Source organism: Virgibacillus subterraneus, assembly GCF_900110695.1.
Classification (GTDB): Bacteria; Bacillota; Bacilli; order Bacillales; family Amphibacillaceae; genus Lentibacillus; species Lentibacillus subterraneus.
Map to the genome: position 1 here is coordinate 1 of NZ_FOEH01000008.1, position 21119 is coordinate 21119.

Below are 21119 nucleotides of genomic sequence, written 5' to 3' on the forward strand. Positions count from 1 at the left end.
GTGGAATCGCAATGCTGAGCTAGGATTGTGGATTGGAGAAAAATCAGAATGGGGAAAGGGTTATGGAACTGAGGTAGTCGAAATTCTTGTTAACTTTGCATTTAGTCGTTTAAATTTACACAAAGTTTATCTTACTGTTGACTCAGACAATATAGGAGCAATTCGTTGTTATGAAAAGGTAGGTTTTTATAAAGATGGTGTACTACGGGATGAGGTCTTTAAAAACGGAAAATATGTAAACCGAATTTATATGAGTATCCTTAAAACTGATATAATAAAAACTTAAGAGAACTTAAAGCCGATTTAATTTTAGTGTTTAAGGGTTGATTTCTACCAGGATTTTATTTCACTATCGGGTGCTTTCCTTGAATAAGGAATTGCACTTCTTGTTCAACAATCGGGTCAGATTGTGGAATAACTCTTATGTTGCGTAGTAGACACTTACTGCGTAATAACGAATCACAATTTTTGTATAATTAATGAGTTCGTAAGGTACCCTATATAAAAGATATAAGGTACCTTTTTTGTTTGTTATTTTGTTATTAGAGTGCTAAACATAGTGTGTTTTAGTATGTTATTTTAGATTTTCTCCACGTATCGGAACTACTTAACTTTTTATAAAAAGACGTAAAATTATAGTATTTTTTTGTTGAAATTAGGATAAATACATTGATTATTAAAATACTACCTTTTAGAGCGTTTGTATTTGGAGGTGGAATTTTAGGATAAAGGAATATATTAGTCATGTTGTATAACTCTATAAAAGATTAATAAAGGAGGAATTTACTTATGTTAAAGAAAAAGTTAGCGATAATACTGTTTGCTGTTATGCTGGTTCTGTCATTTGAAAGTGGTGTATTTGCTGCGGAGAATTCTGAAACTGAAAAAGATATTGTCGATGTTGCGAAAGAAGCAGGTAACTTCAATACATTGTTTGCAGCATTAGAAAAAGCTGGTTTGGTTGATACATTAAAAGGAGAGGGACCCTTTACTGTATTTGCACCGACAGATGAAGCATTTGAAATGCTACTAAAGGAACTAGATATAACAGCTGAAGAACTATTAGCAAGGGATGATTTGAAGAAAATTCTACTGTATCATGTGGTACCAGATAAAGTGATGTCTGGAGATTTAAAAGATGGAATGAAGGTCAAAACGCTCGCAGATAAAAAAGTGAAAATATCACTAGATCCTGTAATGATCAATAAAGCAAATGTTGTTAAAGCGGATATAGAAGCGTCTAATGGCGTGATTCATGTTATTGATAAGGTATTGTTACCTTAGAAAAGCTGGTGGATAAGACTGAATCATACATGATTCAGTCTTATTTTGATTTGGTCACTACTAGTATTAACTCAATCGAGTTAATACTAGTAGTTAGAGTATTTTATACCAAATCGATGTTCCTGATTATAATTTTCTGTATTATAACTGGGATGATATAAGGATTATTTCATTAAGTAAATGCTTATCGTGCTAACGGTTGCTATTGTAAAAAATTGAAAAGCAAAAGCATAACAGATCATTTGTTGCACAGTACAAAACTACTATTCAATAGATAATGAAACTCTGCAGTTGGGCGCAATTATGGAATAAAAGTGAGCTCTTTCTGAATCTGTCCAGATAGCAGAATAGAAGTTTGGGGAAAGGAGATAATTTTAGTGGCAAGGATATCAGAAAAAAACAGAAAATATATAAGCAAAGCAGACATAGTAGGATCGGTTTCAAAGGTATATCAATTATATACTTTATCCGAGTTACCTAATTTTCATATATTGCTTGATCACTTTTTATGGGCTTGGAAGGAATATAATGGAAAATATAAAGGATGTAAATGGTGGTCTGAGAAAGCTTACGAACAATACGTGAAAAGGGAAGAAAATAAAACTAAAGGATTAATACATGATCATGTTGTACCTCGTGATGTAATTAGACAAGAGATATTAAAAATGGTGACAAACAATTGTACGGAAGAACAGCTATATAATTTTTTTGATAGACATCTACTCGGATGTGTGATTACAAAAGAAGAAGATAATACGTTTAGGAAATTAGGTTTGAGGAATATATTAGGATGTAATTTGGATACTCATACCACTTGGAATAGATATGAAGTTGCTAAAATTTCGAGAAAGAAAGTTATGTGGAGAAAATAAGGAAGTGTTACTAATAGATGTTCTACCATTATTCAAGAATCGGCGCCATTCTTGAATAAGATTCGGCGCTCTTTTCGTATCTAATAAGGATTAATTGAATAATATATTGGATTTATCTTGCGTAAAAAAGGAAAGGGAATTAGGGGCTTATTGTCGAATAACATTATGTGTAGATAATATTCGTTAGGAGTGGAACGTATGGGACTAGAACAAGAAGTATCAAATGAGGTATATAGGTTAATGGAGTTGCATCAGGAATTTGAGAATGGGAATTATGAGGAGATGAACGATTTATATTCTGATGAATTTCAGGGATGGCTTTACAAGCCATCATTGGGGCAGGTAGAAAAATTCAATCTTAAAGATATTAAAGAAGGCAATGAAGAGGCCGCTAATCACTTTAAAGGTAAAAAAATACAGTTCATTTTTTCAGGATTAAAAATCTTACCACAACACGAAAATCAGGCAACAACTTCTTATGAAATTACATATAGTGATGATAAAAATGAAAGAGTGGTAAGAGCCTTGAATCTTGAAGTTTGGCAAAAGGGTTCGGATGATAAATGGAGGATTATCCGTTGGTATCAGGAAAAAGGAGTATAAGGAATGGGAGGCGTAGCAAATAATTAAACAAAAGGGTGCGATTATTTAATAAGGACTTACAAGGTTTTACAGAAAAATAGGGGGAATTGGAATGATTTTAGGGTTAATTATTTTTGGGTTAATCATACTACTTTTAGGTTTTTTTACACCTATTGGTACTGCAAACGTTCTACTAATTTCCACGCTACTGATTATTTCAGCAATTGTTCTGGCAATAACTCGCTATTTAAAAAGAAAACGATAACTCGCTTAAATATGCAAATAATTAGCTTTTCTATTTTTACTGTTATAAAAGTAATTAAGTAGGTTTTTAATGTGAATTAACATCAAAATTGGTAGGTAAATTAGGATCCGTCTAATAATATAATAAATCTACGCTATTTCTTTTTGTTGATTAACTTGCTAAAAACATGTGGATTTTGCATAAGAAAAAAGGGGCAATTAGCTACACAATAGGCTAATCATCCTCTTGTGTTTTAATCTATTTTTTTTAACTAACGCACCCGTTAGCTTAATAAGGATTGGTGTTCCTTTATAAATAAATTGTACTCTTCAGTAAATTGTTCTGCTTCTTCTAAGAAAGGGTAATGATTACTATTCTCAAAGATAACTAATTTTGAGTTGGGGATTCCTGCCTCCATTTCGATAGAGTATATTACTGGGCACTGTACATCATATCTACCACAAATTATTAAAGTGGGTGTTGATATTAACTCCAACTTTTTCGTTACATCATATACTTGCAATTCTCGACTGAAAAAGTCCATACGAATTGCAGACATTCCTTTACTTATGTTTGGAGAAAAAAGTTCATTATATTTTTCAGGCTCAAACAACGACAGTTTTGTTCTTTCAACTTTTAGTTCTTTTCTTCTTTCTGATGGCAAATCTGAACGTTTCAATGTTTCATTGAGTTCTTGCATTCTGTTAAATTTATTGTGTTTAGAATTATAAATACAATCTTTTGAGAATGTCATATATTCTCTTGCAGCAGCCCCGACAATCACATTAAATTTTAGGGAATTAGAAAAGTATATTCCGTAGATTATACCTAACATACCTCCAGTTGAGTGCCCAGCAAATCCCCATTTATCAAACCCTAGTTCTTCTCGAATAGCTTCTATATCAAATATTGTCTCCAAGAAACTTAATTGATAAGATTTTATGGCTTTCTCTGAATTACCTGCTTCTCTTAAATTTATCAAAAACACTTTATTGGTTTTTGTAAATGTCTCTGCAAAGTAATCTCCTGTCTGATTAAATTCTGAATAATGATGGGTAACACAAAGTGATTCTCCTTCACCCTTTACAAATACTTCGAATCCCCCACGTGATGTTTTGAGTAAATTCCTTTCCCAATTCCCCATTAAAATCTTCCTTTCTTAATTAAACAAAACTGCCCCCTAATTGACTTAAAAAAAGAGCTGCCTATATCAAAAATCTATCTTCAAACCTTACATCCTTTAGTTTAATATCAACAATTAACTTTTAAGAACCCAGTTTCTTTAGGAAAATCATTTCTAGTGAGTTCTACACCAGTAATAAGCTGTCTATACGACGTTATTGTTCCATCGTGAGAAACTATATATATTCTTTTGTTTCCAAAATGCCTACACCATTTCAAAAAAAATTCCGCTATAATTTTAAACTCTCTTTCGGGTAATTTATTTATTCCTTTTGACCACCATTCATTTGATAGCTCTTCTTCGAGGTGAAAATCAGTGAAGTGGTCTTTTATTACTCCTTTTGTTAGAATTTCATCGCAAGGTAGTGTCTGCCCTTCTGTTTTTTGGGGAAACATTCTTGGAGATACTAACGGGCTTACTATTTTCTGACACTTTATACCTTCACTCCAAATTTGTGCTGTCTGTAAGGTTCTTCTAATTGGACTAATTATAATGACATCTGATTGCGATAAAGGAAACTGTCTTTTAAGTGTCTTGGCTTGAATTATCCCTTCATCAGTCAATGCAGGGTCTGAGGTATGTAAACTTTCAGGTAAATCTAAGGTGTGTTCCCCTTGTCCGTGTCTGATAAATACTAACTCCATCAAAACTCCCCTTTTATAAAAACGCACTCTTCTTTAACTAAACTGCTCCTTTAGTACAATAAGAAAAAGACATTTCGTCTCAAATCCTTCTTCAGCTATTGCACCCTTATGTAGAAGAATATTTTAATTTGTCAGCAGATAATAAACAAACTTTACCTTTTGCCCATTCATTATAATTTCTTCATCACTTGCTGCTATGTACTTAAAGCCGTTTTTCTCTAAGACTTTTTGAGAGGCTATATTATTGGTTGTTGTCTTCGCGGAAACCTGTTTTATTCTTTGCTTACTTCTTATAGTTTCTAATAAAAGTTTCAATGCTGTGTTAGCAATTCCTTTTCCAGTATATGCCTTAACAGTCTGTCTAGACACATTCTTGAACCATTTATTTTTCTTTTCTAAATACCATACTACCAATCCTAAAACTAATCCTCCCAAAAATAGAAATAAATAAGTTAAAGACACCAAATCCCTCCATAAGTTATAATTTATTTTAATTACAAACTAACATATAATACTTTTTCTAAAAGATTTGTTATTCAATTAACCCGCTTCTATAGTTTAGCAAGGATGCTGGTATCTTATTGTGTTAAAGCACCAAATAGTTGAACAAGGTGTGTTGGTAATAATCATATAACTTTACCAATAATTTTCTCTACCCATATTGGATTTTCTTCAATAGCCAATTTATCACAAAGAGAACCATGAACTTTTCTAAACTCATGAACTATACTTTTCATAACATTTTTTATTTCGTTTTTATTTCTTCCGCATTCCCAGCTTTCAAGGAGAGTTTTCTGCCAGTTCTCCAACTTACTTCTGTTTCCTTCATATTTAGCCCAGTCACCAAAAGCATTTGGTTGAACCCCTGCATTCATATACCAGGCAGTTGCCATTGATAACCGTAAACTATCGATACAATTCAAAGCATAATAATACTCGTTTCTCATAACTCTTCTATATGCTTCATGTAAATGTGCAAAAAACTTTGTTCGCCACAACTCAAATTCATCAAACGATGGTTCATAGGTTAGAGTCATTGACCTCTTTAGAATTCCAGCTATCATGTCATCTTTATCTTTAATAATTTTTATATTTTTCAACCAAACAGAGGGACGAATATCATCAGGCTTATAATAAAATGTATCTACTTTAATGAAACACTCATAGTGAACAACAGTATAAATCGAAAATGGGTTCATGTCTTCAAAATAGAGGACATTTCCCCATCTTTGAGGACGCTTTTTTTTGTTTGAAATGTATTCCTCAATTTTTTCAGGTTTTACAACTACTCTAAGGTCAATATCTGAATACAAATCCGCATTCTCATTTCCAATGGAACCACCATAAAAAAGTGCTAAAACATTATCATCGTTTAGAAAATCATTTTCGATTGCTTTCATAAGTTTTTTTCGATAATTAGGTAATTCTAAGTCTCTTTCTTCATGATTAATTACAAATCCCACACATTAAAAACCACTCCCTATATATTCATATACAGATACTATTCTATAAAAACAGTCGTTTATCCTTCTTCAACAATTCTGCGACGGCAAAAAGCTAAGTTTTCTAATTCACATTCTCCTCAAAGTAATTACCCCAATGAGGCTTAGTTCCATCAATATCTGTAAAGTTATATATTTCGGAGAGTTGCCAGCTACTTAAAACGCTCCCAGTAAATCGGTTAACATCTGTGTCTAAGGCAAGGTGTTTTATTGCTTCTCCGATATAAAAAGGAGTCTCAGAGGCAATAAAATGCTTTTCTACTTTTGCGCCTTCCTGCCAGTTTTCCTCTGTTACGCCAAATAAATCGAGCATCGCTTCAGAACGAAGGAATCCAGGTGTTACTGCAACTGACGTTATTCTATAGTTTTTAAGGTCAGCAGCCAGGGCCTGTGCCAAATGAATATTAGAAATTTTAGCGAGACTGTAGTATAAGTTTCCACGGTATGTATTGTCTGTACCATCTGTAATTTCAATGATTAATCCTTTGTTGTTTTTCTTCATTAGTGGGACTGCATAATGAGAAGTAATAATGTGTGACTGGACTGCTTGTTTTTGTATTTGCAATCCGTCCTGCAAGTCATGCTCGCCAAATGGCTTTTCCCAGTTTGTAAGTGGATCACCTCCCCAGATGTCATTAATTAATATATCAAGCTGTCCATTTTGCTCTTTATTAATACGATTGAATAAGCCCTCGACTTGTTTTTCCTCAGTGTGATCGACTTGTATGGGGATACCGTGTCCACCGGCATCCGTAACGAATTTGGCTGTATCTTCAATTGTTTCTTTTCTTTGCATAGGTGACATTTCCTGTCTGGTGGATCTTCCTGTTACATAAACAGTTGCACCTGCCTCCCCCAGTTTAATAGCAATTCCCCGACCGGCTCCTCTAGTTCCACCAGCAACAACAGCGATCTTTCCGTTTAACGTACTCATATAATCATTCCTTTCAAATCTGTTACTAGAATTATATACTATTTAATATGACACCTTTTGTCATGATTGAAAAATAATTTTAGGAGTGGACTTATGAAAGCTGAGCGGCTAATTAAAATACTTATATTACTGCAGCACGGAGAAACGACTTCTACAAGGACGTTAGCTAATGAATTAGAGGTGTCGGAAAGAACTATTCATAGGGATATGGAATCTTTAAGTGTTGCAGGAATACCAGTATTTTCTGAAAGAGGAAAAGCAGGTGGATGGCGACTTATTGATGAGTGGAAAAATAAACTGAGCTGGTTAACAGAAAAAGAGATTATATCTTTATTCCTGCCAGCTTCTGAAAAAGTTCTATCAGACTTAAATCTGAATATATCAACAGAAGAGATGAAACAAAAATTATTGTTATCTGTACCTAATCATGTAAGGCAGAATGCTGCCAACTTATGGGAACGCATATATATCGACACAGATACATGGCATGGTTCACAACAAAGTATAGGATCTATGAAGTTTATCCAACAAGCAGTTATGGAAAATAAAAAAGTAACAATGGAATATAAAAAAGCGGATAATGAAATGAAAACTTACATGATAAATCCACTTGGTTTAGTCTTAAAAGGAAGTACGTGGTATGTAATAGCTATTAATTCTCAAAATTCATATCGAAATTTCAGGCTATCACGTATTATAAATTTCACCGTATTGGAAGAGTCATTTACTAGGCCCGGTGGATTTATCTTGTCACAATACTGGAAAGAATCCAAGAAAGCGTTTATTCAAAATTTGCCTGCGTATCAAGTGGAGGTAGAAGTATCTCGACAGATCATTAACCGCATTATGTTTACGGGCCGTTTTGTTAGACACTTACACGAATCAACGAAGCAGCCAAACAGTAAATGGGTACAGTTAAGTCTTGAATTTCCGACTGAAGAAGAAGCTGTTAATTTCATTCTGGGGTTTGGCAATCAAATTAGGGTTCATTCACCGGTGCATTTACAGAGCATATTAGCAAAAAAAGCAAATGACATTTTGGAGCTCTACAATAGTTAGGGTCTGCAGATTTAATAAAGGAGTTTCTAAAGATAAACCGAATTAATATAAAGGTGGCTAATTATATATTCTAACCCAAAATTGCAGAAGGAGTGAAAGGGATGTCACATGTAAAAGATATTTTATTAAATCAGTTTTTAGAAAACGTAAATGACCCTAGCTGGTACCGCCCATTTACAGAATCAGTTGAAGGTTTGACAGAAGAAGAGGCATTTTGGAAGCCTAATGAAGATTGTCATAGCATTGCTGAAATTGTACAACACATTATCTACTGGAATGAAACATGGCAAACTAGGTTTGATAAATCTGATGTTAAAGCTGTTCCTTCTATAGAAAACGATAAAAGCTTTATCATCTCAGAAAATCAAACCTTTGATAATCTTAGAAACCGTTTGATAGAGGTTTTTTATAAAATGGCAAGATTTCCTGACTGAAGAAAATGTAGAAAACAATGTGAAAGGATTTCCAGTCACTGCAAAGTGGTGGGAGTTACTCGGAAATGCAACAACACATAACGCCTATCACATTGGCCAAATTATTTATATACGGAAGCTGCAAAAAAGCTGGAAACGTAAAAATAAGTAGATCAGGTTATGCAAATTTTTTATATTTTTCTTCTTCTATCTACCGCCTGTGGTGGTTCCTCCAGCCAAGCGTGTTTAATGGTGATATTTGCGCCGTCTTCACCGTATTCTAAGCTTTCACCTAACACTCGCATGTAGTGGGAACCCAGGTCACGCCTTTGAGCGGAAGCCAATGATTGTCCATAATAACCAACACCTGCTTGTGTAGTTCCAGCAACTTCATACATCAATAATTTATCTGAAAAAGGAGAAACTGTTGTTTCTTCAATATTAGAAGACCAAATCATGGATGAAGGCAAATCTTCCTCCGTTAAAACAGAGTTGAAAACCTTTATGTGCTTCTCTGCAATATCAGCACCGCGACGCATATATTCCCGCACTTCTTTAGCCTTGGCAACTTGACTGAAACCTATTAGCAATGCGTGACCAATAGCATTACGTTGTATATTAAAAAACAATTGGTCAATTTCAATTGCGGTTAAAGGTCTACGGTTTCCCAGCCAACCTGTTAAGAAATTTTGTCTTTCTATTGTATCGACCGTTTTTGGTACTGGAATGAATGGTGATCTTGCATAGATTCCTTTTGAGAGCATTAAGTCTGTTGTTTCATTATAAATTTGTTCAGAAGTATCTATACATTGTGTGAAAAAGTCCCGTATATCAGAACGAGTTGAATGAGTCAGTCCCATGGTATAGGAAGTTAAGTTCATGGTAAATTTGTTTTGTAAAAATACTAAAAAGAAAGTATCTGCAAAAAGACGTGGAGCCGTTAAATCTACGTCTGCATCTGTAAAACCTACAGGAACTGCGTGGTCTTCATTTTCATAAATTTGTTTAATCTGTTCAATATTTTGTTCAGCAAATTGCTGTGTTTTTTCTGCAATAGGGCGTATTTCGTTGTCTTCCATAATAGCCAATACATATTTCATCTTGATAATCGTAGCAGCATTATCATTATAAGCAGACCATAGATTTGCAACTTCTGATGCTGTTAAATTCGCTTGTGTAGTCATAATAATATTACCTCCAAAAGATTCTATGTAGTTGTAAGTACACAATAATATTATGTGCAAACATCCAATTTCTATACTGGGACGGAGGGACAGGTCCATCGTCCCGTGAGTTAATTTGTAATATCCAATTTTGCATTTGTATTAATAGTGGGACCTTAATGTATGGTGTGTCGTCAAATATAAAGGCGGGAGGGGTTGCTTGATGGAAGAAGAGGACTTGATCAGTGGGGATATGATCTCTTTTAACGAGATTATGGAAACATACGGTGAGTCAGTAAAAAGGTTAATATATACATATGTTCGTGACTGGTCTGTGGCCGAGGATCTTACCCAAGATGTTTTTGTAATCGTTTATTTAAAATTAGAGACATTTGAACAGAGATCAAGTTTAAAGACATGGATATGCAGTATTGCAATCAATAAATGCAAAGACTTTATTAAATCCTGGAACTTTCGAAAAGTGAAATTAATTAATAACTTACCAGAAAAATATTTAGTTACTATAGATGATAATCCTGAAAGCCAAATGATACAAAATGATGAGGAATTGTTAGTAGCAAAATCTATTCTTTCACTTCCTGTTAAATACCGGGAAATTATAATTCTTTTTTATTACCAGGAGATGCAGATTGCTGACATAAGGGATACTCTTGGATTGAATGAATCCACTGTAAAAACAAGGTTGCAACGTGGAAGAGGAAAGCTAAAAAAACTGCTGGGAGGTGTGGACATTGAATAGGAGAGTTAAGAAAAGTTTAAACAAATATATGGGAGAAGAAAATGTTTTTACCGAGGATGATAAAAGAGCGATTCAAATGAAAATTGCAGAAGGTCATAAGCCAAAGAAAAATAGAATAATGTACAAAAGTATTGGAAATGGTTTCATTTTGGCATGTGCCTTATCTTTATTAATTGTGTTAATAAACCCTTTTTTTGAAAATACTGCTCAGGATTATGCGAATGAAGACGAGTATTTTACTTTTCAGCTAGGTGAAAAAGTATGGGATAGGCAGTATAAAACTCTTTTTTTTGGTGATCCAATTCAAACACCCCCATCGCTCGACACCACAAAGATTGAAGAAGGTATGGAAGTGCTTACGATTCCTATAACATTTACATCAACATTTACTGGGGTCTCCGATGTTAACCCGCTTGCTTTTGATTTGGTTTCCTCGAATGGTGAGGAAATGAACCCATATGACACTAAGATAATAGAGAATGATGGCTGGAAATCCGGTATCATTCGAGGTGGAGGATCAGTGACATTTGCCAACACCTATGTATTTCCCAAAAATGAAGGCTGGCATATCGAATTCGAGGACTGGTACTTTGTTGAAACCTTTGACAGATATTATATCGTGAAGTTTGATGAATAAAACGGCCCTATAAATGTCGAGTAGAAAATTACAATGGGTTCCGTTAAAACAAACATTAAAAATTAAAGGGGGAAAAGTTTGAAATGGATAACCAGTTAAATGAATTTACTAAAATGCACGATGAATTTATCATGAATTGGAATGAAGCAATGATTTCAGGTGACACATCATCTTTAGAAAGAATGGCTGAAGATTATTATGTTGCTTTTTTCAAAGGTGTTAACGAAAAACCGATTATTTTCAATAGGAAAGAGGCGGTAAGTGGAATGCAACAGTCTGTTAAGCAATTATCAGGAGCTAAAAAGAAATTCAAAAATAGGGTTATTCGTTTAAAGGATATTAATAATGCTGTTGTATTTTATGAACAATTGATAGAAAGAGAAAAGAAAGTATTGGCGAGACTGTTCACTATTGAAAACTGGCAACTTACTAATGGAGAATGGATGTTAAAAAGGGAGATGGAAGAACCAATTTAAGAATTATAATTAACAGGATCTTTAATTCAAGGAATATGTCTTTTGAGAAATATGAAAGGGGGAATTAGTTTGCAAAACAAATTAAGAAAATCATCAACAGATAAGTCTTTATCTGGTGTTTGTGGGGGTATAGCTGAGTTTTTTGGTATATCTTCATTTGCAGTGAGACTAATATTTATTTTTTTACCTGCTAATTTACTCATATATATAATTCTCGCTAACACAATGTCTGATAGCCCTCCGTCATTGTAAACGCCTAAATTATCTTGCATTAATAATATCTTTTTTCAATCATTGAGGGCGAAGGAAAATAGCTTAATGATTGAAGTGAGAGGTAAGTAAAAAATATAAGGGAGATAAGTTTATATGTTAAGCTCAAAAAGACTTCAGTTTCGAAAAATGATGGAAATTGACATTGAAAAGTATCATTCTTGGAGAAATGATTTGGATGTAATGAAAACAACAAGCACATCATTAGATTTATATTCTCTTGATGAAACAAGAAGTTTTGTAGAAAATATAATTCTTAATTCAATATCTTCTAAGAGTTATATCATTGAGGAGAGGGAAAGCGATACTGCAATTGGTGTAACGTCGCTAATTAATATCGATACAAAAAATAGAAATGCTGAATGTATTATTGATATTGGCGAAAAGGAATATTGGGGTAAGGGATATGGTACTGAAGCTCTACAGATGTTACTTGAATATGCTTTTTTAGAATTAAATCTACATCGTGTTTCACTTAGGGTATTCTCTCTTAACGAAAGAGCAATACATATTTATAATAAACTTGGATTTGAGAAAGAAGGAGTAATGCGAGAGAGTTTATATAGAAATGGTAAATGGCACGACATAATCACCATGGGAATTTTGAAAAGGGAATACATGAGCAAACAATAATTTAAAAATGTGACATTCTTTACTTAAAGTAACTGGAGAGATTGTTCAAGAATGATTCTGGATTTTAGTATTAATCTGTATTGATACTAAATTATAATATAAACGATAAAATTTCATTCGTTCCAGAGTGCCTACTATACTGGATAAAGATGACTTGATTTAAGGAGTACTAATGAAGCTGCCAAAATGTAATGTCTGTAAACATCAATTTTGGAGGGGAAAAATCAATACTTCACTATGGTTTTCTAATAGGGCAATACAATGCAGTGTGTGCGGAACAAAGCTTGAAATAGCTTCACGCTCGAGGCATTTTGTTATTCGTCCTTTATATATTGTTGTTGGTGTATTGTTAATTTTTCTTTTAGGTATTCTAAGTTCATTATTTTTACCCTTTTTGGTGAATTACAATCTTCATTACACTACTGGGTGCCTAGTTGAAGAAGTAATTGAATTAAATAGAAGGAAAATCTCAGCTCATTGAATTGAGATTTTTTTATTTGCAGATAAGAAAGTATAAATCCTTTCTTACTGCATAAGTGCAACTAAGGCTTTCGCCATTAGGGATTGGCGATAAGCCAAGTTTATCTAATCAATTACAAATACCACTACAGTTTATGCCATTCCGTTATAATGGGACCTTTTTCCTGGTGTGTCGTCAAATAATTAGAGAGCGAGCTAAGTATTATTTGAATGGGGGATATCAATGGTTACAAATGTAATGGAATGTAAGGGTGTAAACAAAGTATTTCAAGGTGATGGGATTAGTACATATGCTTTACAGGATATTAATGTTCGATTTGAAGAAGGTGAATTAGTTGCAATAGTTGGACCATCTGGCTCAGGGAAGTCAACTTTGCTTAGTTTACTCGGCGCACTTGATTTACCTACAGATGGAGAAATTCTTTATGGTGATAGTTCAATCATAAAGTTAAATCAGAAAAACCTAGCTGATTTTCGGTTTGAAAACATCGGTTTTATTTTTCAGCAGTTCCACCTTCTGCCTACTTTGACGGCAATAGAGAACGTCATGTCTCCATTATTTTCGCGAAAAGTATCTTATGACAAAAAAGAGCGAGCAGAAAACTTATTAATCCAAGTGGGGCTGGAGGATAAATTTAATTCCTTACCTGCTCAGCTTTCCGGTGGTGAGCAGCAACGTGTTGCGATTGCCCGTGCTTTAGTCCATGAACCTAGCTGGCTGCTTGCAGATGAACCGACTGGAAACCTCGACACCGATACAGGGGAAATTATTTTCAATCGGTTAACTACGCTAAATAAAGAAAAAGGATGTGGTGTTATTTATGTGACGCACGATCATGAATTAGCATCAAGAGCAGATCGGATTGTTGAAATGAAAAATGGGAAAATAATCAGCGATACCAGGAGTGAAGTCCATGCTTAAATTTATATGGAATTCATGGTGGCGCAATAAGGAACGTTTTATATTACTAATTATTGGTGCGCTAATTGTTAGTATCGGACTTAGTTATTTAGTGGGTATCACGCAAGCAAGCAATGCAACTGTCGTTGATGAATTACAAAAACGCTGGAAATCGTCGTATCATATTGTCGTTCGTCCTCCTGATTCCCGCAGTGTCACAGAGGACCGGAATCTGTTGGAGCCTAATTATCTCAGTGGTTTGGATGGCGGTATTACACTCGATCAATATGAAAAAATTAAAACCATGACGGATGTTGAGGTTGCGGCTCCTATCGCGATGATGGGGTATATGCGAAACTCTATTCAACTTGACAGTGTTACTTATACTGAGCCAGGTATTTACCGAGTGACGATAGAAAATACTACTAATACTGGTGTGGAACAAATTACAGACGAGTACACATATTATTTTACAGAAGGATGGGGAGGGATAAAAGAGCAGAGTGCAGGTGAATATGGAGTCACCTATTTTGATGGTATGTTTGAATATGGAACCGAAGTCCTGATTGCTGGCATTGACCCAGAGACTGAGTCGGCACTTGTAGGAATTGATGAAGCAATAATTAAAGGTGGCAATAGTCAGTTCTTATCAGACGAAGATAAAGTGGAACAGGTTAAACTTGATACAAAGATTCCTGTCATCATGAGTAATAAGGAATTTGTGGATGGTAAACGAAGGACAACCGTTGAAAAACTGAACATTTCTTTTAAGGGAGATCCATCGTCCACGATGAAGAAAGTGAAAGAAAATGGTGGAGAAGACTATTTGGAAAAACAGCCAGGGAAACGGGTAGATCAGTTTATACACACCACGGAAGATACTCACCAGAAAATTGTCAATCAAATAAGTGATGGAAGTTATTTATCCGGGAGCTTTAATTGGATGCCATTCAGACCGTCCTCTGTTAATTATCGGGAAGTAAGAAGTCCTTTCCGAGATCGATGGCCATTTGCCTATGAGGTAGAACCATATATTGTCCCAGAGGAATCTTTACTCGCTGTAAATCATGCGTACCGTCCAATTTCCATGTTCAGTGATGATAGCTCAAAATGGCCAAGGCTACAATTAGACTTTAAGGGAGTATTTGATCCACGGGAGTTGGATGTTTCTAAAGATCCATTAACAGAATTGCCAATGGAAACCTATTTCCCTTCCAAAGCAAAGTGGGTACTGGACAAACATGAACAGCCGGTTAACCCGCCACAGCTAATGAAACCACTTAACAACCCATATGGATTTTTGACCAAACCGCCATTAATGCTGACAACGATAGATGCGGCGGCAGAAGTCTTAGGAGATGCACCGATTTCAGCAATTCGTCTCAAGGTGAATGGAGTGGAAGAATTAACAGAGGATAGTGAACAGCTTCTTCAGGCAGTGGCTCAGGATATTGAAGATACAACTGGGCTGATTACCGATGTTACCTTGGGATCCTCTCCCCAGCCGGCGTTGGCCCACATACCTGGGGTGGAAGAAAAAGAAAACCTTGGATGGGTAGAACAGCCATGGATTAAACTCGGTTCATCGGTTACTATTTTCAAAGAATCACAAATTGGGATGTCCGGTGTAATTGGAAGTGTAATTCTAGTAGCAGTTGTTTATGTCTTTTCATCTAACATCATCATGATGTACGCAAGGAAAAAGGAATTTGCTGTCTTACTTTCGGTCGGCTGGCGACCCAATCAATTAACGAAACTTTTATTTATTGAGGCCGCACTCATTGGACTGTTTGTATCACTGATTAGTTGGCTTATTCTGGGGTCCATTTATGTGATGAGTGATATCCAGACATCGGCTTTGCGTCTGTTTCTCATAGGGATTCTTGGTATTACTATATATGTATTAGGTACCTTTATTCCAGGTGTATTGGTAGGTAAAATATCACCGTACGAAACGATGAAGGCTGGAGAAGTGACGAATCGTGGCAGTCGGTTATTTAAGACGACGACAATCTTCCGTATGAGTTTAAAAAACCTACTCTCGAAGTGGAAACGCAGTATATTATCTATCATTTCAATTGCACTGCCAACAAGTCTGCTGATTTTCTTTTTATTTATTACCCTTCAGCTTCGGGGCACGATGTTTACTACATGGCTTGGGGAATATGTCGCCATGGAAGTAGGCACCATGCATTATATTGCGATGGGCGTTGCGATTGCAATTGCGATCCTTACAACAGCAGAAATTATTTGGCAAAATGTAGCGGAGAGGCAACCGGAATTAGCGGTATTAAAAGCGGTCGGCTGGCAAAATCATACGATTCGAATGCTTGTGTTAATCGAAGGCGGATTAAACGGATTATTCGCTGGAGGGATTGGATTAGGGATTGCGTTTGGTATGATTTATGGTATGTATGGGCAATTTCCGGTTGAACAAATTCCGTTTTTCCTTGCGACTATTCTAATCCCAGTTGTTACGGGAATAATCGGCGCGATCCTGCCAGCCCAAAAAGCCGGAAAAATTCAACCGTATCAAGGACTAAATGGCGGGTTGTTCAATTCTAAAAAAACCGAAAAAAGTTTTAAATATGCGTTTGGTGTGACTGGAACATGTTTGTTTTTGGGCATTGTAATTGTACTTACACAGGCGATTCCAGATGTACAGAAATCGGCTACTTCTAAACCCGTTGATACATTAGCGGCAGAAGGAACAACTGGGGACGTGCAGGAAAGCTTCTCGCAAATAGAAGAGGAATCACCACAAGAGGAAGAATTGGAAAAGGATGACTCTGAAAGGGATTTTATTCAAGATAAAATAGATAATGCTTACAGAGTTTATGTGCTAGGGGAGCCTTTTGAGTATGGAGAAGATGAGGTGACTGCCTTTAATTTGGTTTCAAACCCTGAAGGTATTCAACCTGAAAGTGATGATACTGACCTGATTACTGTAGCATCTGAGAGGATACGTAGAGGTGGTGAATCAGGCGGCACCCAATACCAGCCTCATCTTGGTTACCATCTATTCGATGAACAAGGTAATGAATATGAGGCGATTGATTATGAGGTAGTAGAGGCGGAAAATTGGAACAAAATATCCCTTCGGAGACCAGGGAAACTAAAAATATTACTGACTTATGAAGTTCCAAAAGACGCTGAAAGACTAATTTTGTATGGCTATCATTCATGGATGCCTAGGTCAGGGGAAATTGTTGTTGAAATTAAGTAGAACATTTAAAATATCATGTTTACACAAAAAACTCTGAATCCGTTCTCGGATTCAGAGTTTTAGTTAGCGAATCTATCAATCTTGTAGGCTTCCTTCTTATAGCAGGCTTTGATAATATGGAGTAAGGATTTATTAGGTGGCGGAATCAAAGCAGGAAACTAGATGAGGAGTTTTAAAAGTGGACACATTAAAAATTAAAGAACTTATATCACGCAAAGAGATTGTTCAAGCATTTCCAGTTATGAATCAGCTTCGTACTCACTTGGATGAAAAAACTTACTTGGAATTAGTTACTGAGGCCCAGGAAAAAGATATGTACAGATTATTTGCATTGTATGACCAGGAGGGAATTGTTGCAGTCACTGGATTCAAACCAATGATTACGCTTTATTATGGCCGTTTTGTTTGGGTTTGTGATTTAGTTACCAGCGAAAACAATCGTTCAAACGGATATGGTGAGAAGTTGCTTTCATATGTACATAAATGGGCAAAGGACAACGGCTATGAAAGTGTCGCATTATCATCCGGGTTGAAACGGGAGGACGCACATCGCTTTTATGAAGAGAAAATGGACTATGATAAGGTAAGTTATGTGTTTAAGAGGGTTGTGGGACAATAGGGACAGGTTCATCGTCCCGGACAGGTCTTTAGTTCTATTAGGATTCTATGTATTATCACAGATTCCAGGCCGATGTTTTTCTTAGAAGCAGAGATTTCTTGCCCCAGGAGAATCCTCGTCTATATTGACAGTATAAATATTTAATAAGAATAAGGTATCGATTAGCTTCAACTACTCGATACCTACAACTACAGACCGCATAAAGAGCGGTTGACCAATATAAAATTGTAGCATAAGAAGTAATCGCTTACCAATTGGTGCTGGGGCGATTACTTCTTCTGTTTAGGTAGACTACAATAGTTACAATTTGACAGGTTGGTGGGACAAGGTTCCTGTCCTCTATCAATCTCGTGCTAAACCTCTTTCAAAAGCAGCCAGATGGTTCAATGATGCATTGCGCAGTTGTGTGAATACCATGCGTACATCAGAGGGGATATTCTGTGCGAGAAATTTCTCGTACATATTGATATTGTCGACTTCTCCTTGAACACCTTCTGCAAAAGCATTTTTAATCGTTTCCAGTGTCGTAATGAACATACTTGAAATATCTTGCGGTACTGGTACCTGATATCGATTAAAGAGAGGTAGTAATGCATTAATGTGTCTCAGTTCCGCCTCCTGAATTTGAGCAAAGGTACGCACATATCCAAAGTTTAAAAGTACATTCTGATATCTCTGTTGTGCTAGGAATTCGTCCTGCAATGCAAAAGTTAGCATCTCAGGTAATGTTAGTGATGCAGCATTTAAAGCTCCTTTAGCACCATAACTTTCGGCAGTTTGACGATAAGAGTGATAAGGATGGTTTGTGTCAAAATAATAGGGATTCATGGATGCTAGCCTCCAATTTTCTTAAAATAAGTCATTCATATTATATGTGTTTGAAATAATTGGGTGACCGCTGCATGGTAGGATAAAAAGTCTGAGGATTGTTTGGTGATAAGCCAAGCCTCCTTCTTGCATTTCAAAAAACTGAAGTTAAAATTACTATTATAAGTTTTTTGATAGTTAAGAAAGTATACTGCATAAGTAAGAATGGTGGTAAACTGGGTTTTTCTAAGAGAGAAGGGAAATGTAACATGTTGGAAAAAGTAACTGAAAATATATATAAACTAGTCATCCATTTTAATTCTGGAAAAAATGATGTTAATTGTTATCTAGTAAAAGGGGATAAGGGTTACACGGTTATTGATACCGGCATAAACACAAGAGAAGCAAAGAACGAATGGAAAAAGGTGCTGGAATCCAGTATTGAAATTGAAAAAGTGGTATTGACGCACACCCACCAGGATCATATTGGACTTGCTAAATGGTTTCAACAGGATCTTGGTGTTCCTGTTTACATATTCGAATTAGGAATGAAGGAAGTCGAAAAGCGCCGTGTTCCTGGAACCAGAGAAAAACTGAACTTTCTACTTAATACACATGGTGGTCCAGGCTTTCCTGTGAAGGGGGAAGAGGATACTTCCATTTATGATTTCGACCCGGATGGTCTGATTAAAGAAGATGAGCAAATCAAAATAGGAGAAGATTACTATAAACCTATTTGGACACCAGGACATGCGCCGGATCATTTCTGTTTATATAACGAAGAGAAAGGAATCATGTTTGTCGGTGATCATATGTTAAGAGATATCTCTCCCGTAATCGGATTATGGGCTGGTGAAGAAGGTAATATTCTGAAGGATTATTACAATTCGTTAGATTATATAAAAAAATATCAACCAGTTGTAGCTCTGCCTGGCCACGGCAATTTAATCTATAATTTCAGTGAACGTATAAGCCGATTAAAATCCAGACATAATCACCGTTTGCAGGAAGTATTTGAATCGATAAAATATGAAAGTAAAACAGCTTATCAATTATGCCAGGAGGTATATGGTGATAAAGGTTTATTAATTGCACCATTTATGGCAATATTAACACGCCTAATCTATTTGGAAGCAGCTGGGAAAATAAAACGAGAAATCTCTGATGGAGTAGCCGTGTTTCAGGGAAAATAGGGTCAGGTTCATTGTCCCAGTTCGGGGTAATGTTCCAGTCCTTGTTTATTTTTTGGTTGGCCAGGAAAAACTGCCGCCAAAAACGTCGCGAACGTCATGGATAACCACAAAAGCTCGATCATCGACAGAATTTATGATGCGCTTCAATCTCATCAATTGAAATTTATTGATAATGATATACGTCATATCTTTATCTTCTTTTAAATAACCACCATATCCTTTAAATACGGTTGCACTTGTTTTCATTTCTTTGATTACTTCGTCGGCTAAAACCGATGCTTGGGTAGAGATTACGCTGACTGCCTTTCTTGTGTCTAAACCTTCCATTATGAGATCTGTTGATTTTTTTCCAACAAATAGAGAAACAATGGTGTACATGGTATTCAGTGGACCGATTACTAGTAGGCCGGATAATACGATACATGAGTCTAGTGCGAAATTTGTTCTAGTTAAATCCCATCCTAAATTATAATGGAACATTCGGGCGATAATACTTGACCCACCCATGGAGCTGCCGGTACGAAAGATTAACCCGGCACCGATCCCAATAATAAAACCGGCGAAAATTGCCGAGACAAGTGGGTCGCCTAATGGTTCAGCTTTTCCCTCAGATATGAAAATAAAGAAAGAAATAAGCGGTGCTGTTAAGACTGATAGAAAAACCGTCCGTCTAGGTAATACACGGTACCCAACTAGTAAAATCACTGAAGTTAAAACAAAATTCACAATTCCGGGAGACCAGTCGAATGCGTAGTGTAAAATAATCGATGCTCCGGGTATGCCGCCTTCCGCTAATTGGTTTGGTATCACTAACAATGTTAGAGCCAATGCGTAGATCATGGAGCCAATAATAATTAATAAAATGTCACTAATGAGTTTTGACATAGTTTTTTCTCCTTAATTTAAAGGCTAAGATTCGTTTTCGTCGCTATGCATTAATGTTCCCACAAACACTGAACGTAAAACGGCTATATTTCACACTGATAGGAAAATCGCATTCTACTGGGACAAGGAACCTGTCCCTTACGTCCCTGCATATAAAGCCTTTATTGTTGCCAAACTACATGTGTGGAGGTGTATTATATGGGTAAAAGAAGGAAAAATGATAGTGGTGTCAGCGATGAGCAGGCTGTTAGAAAAGACTTATCGAAGGATTTTGACCATGAATTTGCGAATGAGCCGCTAACTGAAGCTGAGCGACAAAATAATAAGAAAACGAAAAAACGACAATAGCAGT

At 35.8% G+C, this 21119-nt stretch carries 24 protein-coding genes and 1 pseudogene; 17 read left to right on the plus strand and 8 right to left on the minus strand.

The features are described from left to right. The 5 genes from BMY13_RS17360 to BMY13_RS19590 all read left to right on the plus strand — a co-directional run. The coding region (locus BMY13_RS17360; RefSeq protein ID WP_139184844.1) for a GNAT family N-acetyltransferase at positions 1–286 on the plus strand (286 nt) is incomplete at its 5' end. Positions 287–789: 503 nt separating this feature from the next. Next, a complete protein-coding gene (locus BMY13_RS17365) occupies positions 790–1284 on the plus strand; it encodes a fasciclin domain-containing protein (protein WP_092506176.1) in 495 nt (164 codons plus the stop codon). A 377-nt stretch (positions 1285–1661) separates the two neighbouring features. After that, a complete protein-coding gene (locus tag BMY13_RS17370) occupies positions 1662–2156 on the plus strand; it encodes a hypothetical protein (RefSeq protein ID WP_092506178.1) in 495 nt (164 codons plus the stop codon). Positions 2157–2354: 198 nt separating this feature from the next. Further along, positions 2355–2759 (plus strand): DUF4440 domain-containing protein, encoded by a 405-nt coding sequence (locus BMY13_RS17375; RefSeq protein ID WP_092506180.1) that lies wholly within the window; start codon positions 2355–2357, stop codon positions 2757–2759. Positions 2760–2850: 91 nt separating this feature from the next. Further along, positions 2851–3003, plus strand: coding sequence for a hypothetical protein (locus BMY13_RS19590; protein WP_175476860.1), 153 nt, complete (start codon positions 2851–2853; stop codon positions 3001–3003). A gap of 262 nt (positions 3004–3265) precedes the next feature. Here the strand turns inward: BMY13_RS19590 and BMY13_RS17380 are convergent, their stop codons facing one another. From BMY13_RS17380 to BMY13_RS17400, 5 genes are all read right to left on the minus strand, one after another. Next, positions 3266–4126 (minus strand): alpha/beta fold hydrolase, encoded by an 861-nt coding sequence (locus tag BMY13_RS17380; RefSeq protein WP_092506182.1) that lies wholly within the window; start codon positions 4124–4126, stop codon positions 3266–3268. 107 nt (positions 4127–4233) lie between these two features. Then, positions 4234–4809: a histidine phosphatase family protein gene (locus tag BMY13_RS17385; protein ID WP_092506184.1), complete on the minus strand. Its 576-nt coding sequence runs from the start codon at positions 4807–4809 to the stop codon at positions 4234–4236. A 123-nt stretch (positions 4810–4932) separates the two neighbouring features. After that, positions 4933–5271 (minus strand): GNAT family N-acetyltransferase, encoded by a 339-nt coding sequence (locus BMY13_RS17390; RefSeq protein ID WP_245736149.1) that lies wholly within the window; start codon positions 5269–5271, stop codon positions 4933–4935. A gap of 164 nt (positions 5272–5435) precedes the next feature. Beyond that, entirely contained in the window at positions 5436–6272 is an 837-nt protein-coding gene (locus tag BMY13_RS17395; RefSeq protein ID WP_092506188.1) for an aminoglycoside 6-adenylyltransferase, read from the minus strand. Between the two features lie 103 nt (positions 6273–6375). After that, the gene (locus BMY13_RS17400; RefSeq protein WP_092506190.1) at positions 6376–7245 is read right to left on the minus strand and encodes an SDR family oxidoreductase; all 870 of its coding nucleotides are present in this window, start codon (positions 7243–7245) and stop codon (positions 6376–6378) included. 93 nt (positions 7246–7338) lie between these two features. Between BMY13_RS17400 and BMY13_RS17405 the strand changes: the two genes are divergently transcribed. After that, the gene (locus BMY13_RS17405) at positions 7339–8304 is read left to right on the plus strand and encodes a helix-turn-helix transcriptional regulator (protein ID WP_092493853.1); all 966 of its coding nucleotides are present in this window, start codon (positions 7339–7341) and stop codon (positions 8302–8304) included. 101 nt (positions 8305–8405) lie between these two features. Continuing rightward, positions 8406–8889, plus strand: a pseudogene (locus BMY13_RS17410) (DinB family protein). A 19-nt stretch (positions 8890–8908) separates the two neighbouring features. Here the strand turns inward: BMY13_RS17410 and BMY13_RS17415 are convergent. Continuing rightward, complete coding sequence (locus tag BMY13_RS17415; protein ID WP_175476861.1) at positions 8909–9901, minus strand: DUF3231 family protein; 993 nt, start codon at positions 9899–9901, stop codon at positions 8909–8911. A 202-nt stretch (positions 9902–10103) separates the two neighbouring features. On the opposite strand from BMY13_RS17415, the gene BMY13_RS17420 reads away from it, so the two are divergent. The 8 genes from BMY13_RS17420 to BMY13_RS17455 all read left to right on the plus strand — a co-directional run bounded on the left by BMY13_RS17420 (position 10104) and on the right by BMY13_RS17455 (position 17882). After that, on the plus strand, positions 10104–10640 hold the full coding sequence (locus BMY13_RS17420; protein ID WP_092506192.1) for a sigma-70 family RNA polymerase sigma factor: 537 nt from the start codon (positions 10104–10106) through the stop codon (positions 10638–10640). Beyond that, complete coding sequence (locus BMY13_RS17425; RefSeq protein WP_092506194.1) at positions 10633–11277, plus strand: hypothetical protein; 645 nt, start codon at positions 10633–10635, stop codon at positions 11275–11277. Before BMY13_RS17420 ends, BMY13_RS17425 begins: the two co-directional genes overlap by 8 nt. Before the next feature lie 83 nt (positions 11278–11360). Then, positions 11361–11753, plus strand: coding sequence for a hypothetical protein (locus tag BMY13_RS17430; RefSeq protein WP_092493858.1), 393 nt, complete (start codon positions 11361–11363; stop codon positions 11751–11753). A gap of 51 nt (positions 11754–11804) precedes the next feature. Next, a complete protein-coding gene (locus BMY13_RS17435; RefSeq protein WP_425445168.1) occupies positions 11805–12005 on the plus strand; it encodes a PspC domain-containing protein in 201 nt (66 codons plus the stop codon). 114 nt (positions 12006–12119) lie between these two features. Further along, a complete protein-coding gene (locus tag BMY13_RS17440) occupies positions 12120–12656 on the plus strand; it encodes a GNAT family N-acetyltransferase (RefSeq protein WP_092493860.1) in 537 nt (178 codons plus the stop codon). 703 nt (positions 12657–13359) lie between these two features. Then, the gene (locus BMY13_RS17445; RefSeq protein WP_092493861.1) at positions 13360–14058 is read left to right on the plus strand and encodes an ABC transporter ATP-binding protein; all 699 of its coding nucleotides are present in this window, start codon (positions 13360–13362) and stop codon (positions 14056–14058) included. Then, the gene (locus BMY13_RS17450) at positions 14051–17263 is read left to right on the plus strand and encodes an ABC transporter permease (RefSeq protein ID WP_092506196.1); all 3213 of its coding nucleotides are present in this window, start codon (positions 14051–14053) and stop codon (positions 17261–17263) included. The genes BMY13_RS17445 and BMY13_RS17450 overlap by 8 nt, the downstream gene beginning before the upstream one ends. A 178-nt stretch (positions 17264–17441) precedes the next feature. Next, positions 17442–17882 carry a GNAT family N-acetyltransferase gene (locus BMY13_RS17455; protein WP_092506198.1) on the plus strand — a complete coding sequence of 147 codons (441 nt, stop codon included), beginning with the start codon at positions 17442–17444 and terminating at the stop codon, positions 17880–17882. 342 nt (positions 17883–18224) lie between these two features. Here the strand turns inward: BMY13_RS17455 and BMY13_RS17460 are convergent, their stop codons facing one another. Then, a complete protein-coding gene (locus tag BMY13_RS17460; protein ID WP_092493864.1) occupies positions 18225–18710 on the minus strand; it encodes a ferritin-like domain-containing protein in 486 nt (161 codons plus the stop codon). 248 nt (positions 18711–18958) lie between these two features. Here BMY13_RS17460 and BMY13_RS17465 point away from each other — a divergent pair, with 248 nt between their 5' ends. Beyond that, entirely contained in the window at positions 18959–19882 is a 924-nt protein-coding gene (locus BMY13_RS17465; protein ID WP_092506200.1) for an MBL fold metallo-hydrolase, read from the plus strand. 45 nt (positions 19883–19927) lie between these two features. On the opposite strand, the gene BMY13_RS17470 is transcribed toward BMY13_RS17465, so the two are convergent. Next, positions 19928–20767, minus strand: a complete 840-nt coding sequence (locus BMY13_RS17470; RefSeq protein ID WP_092506202.1) for a YitT family protein — start codon at positions 20765–20767, stop codon at positions 19928–19930. A 198-nt stretch (positions 20768–20965) separates the two neighbouring features. On the opposite strand from BMY13_RS17470, the gene sspO reads away from it, so the two are divergent. Next, positions 20966–21115: a small acid-soluble spore protein O gene (gene sspO, locus BMY13_RS17475; protein ID WP_092506204.1), complete on the plus strand. Its 150-nt coding sequence runs from the start codon at positions 20966–20968 to the stop codon at positions 21113–21115. The last annotated feature ends 4 nt before the right edge of the window (positions 21116–21119 follow it).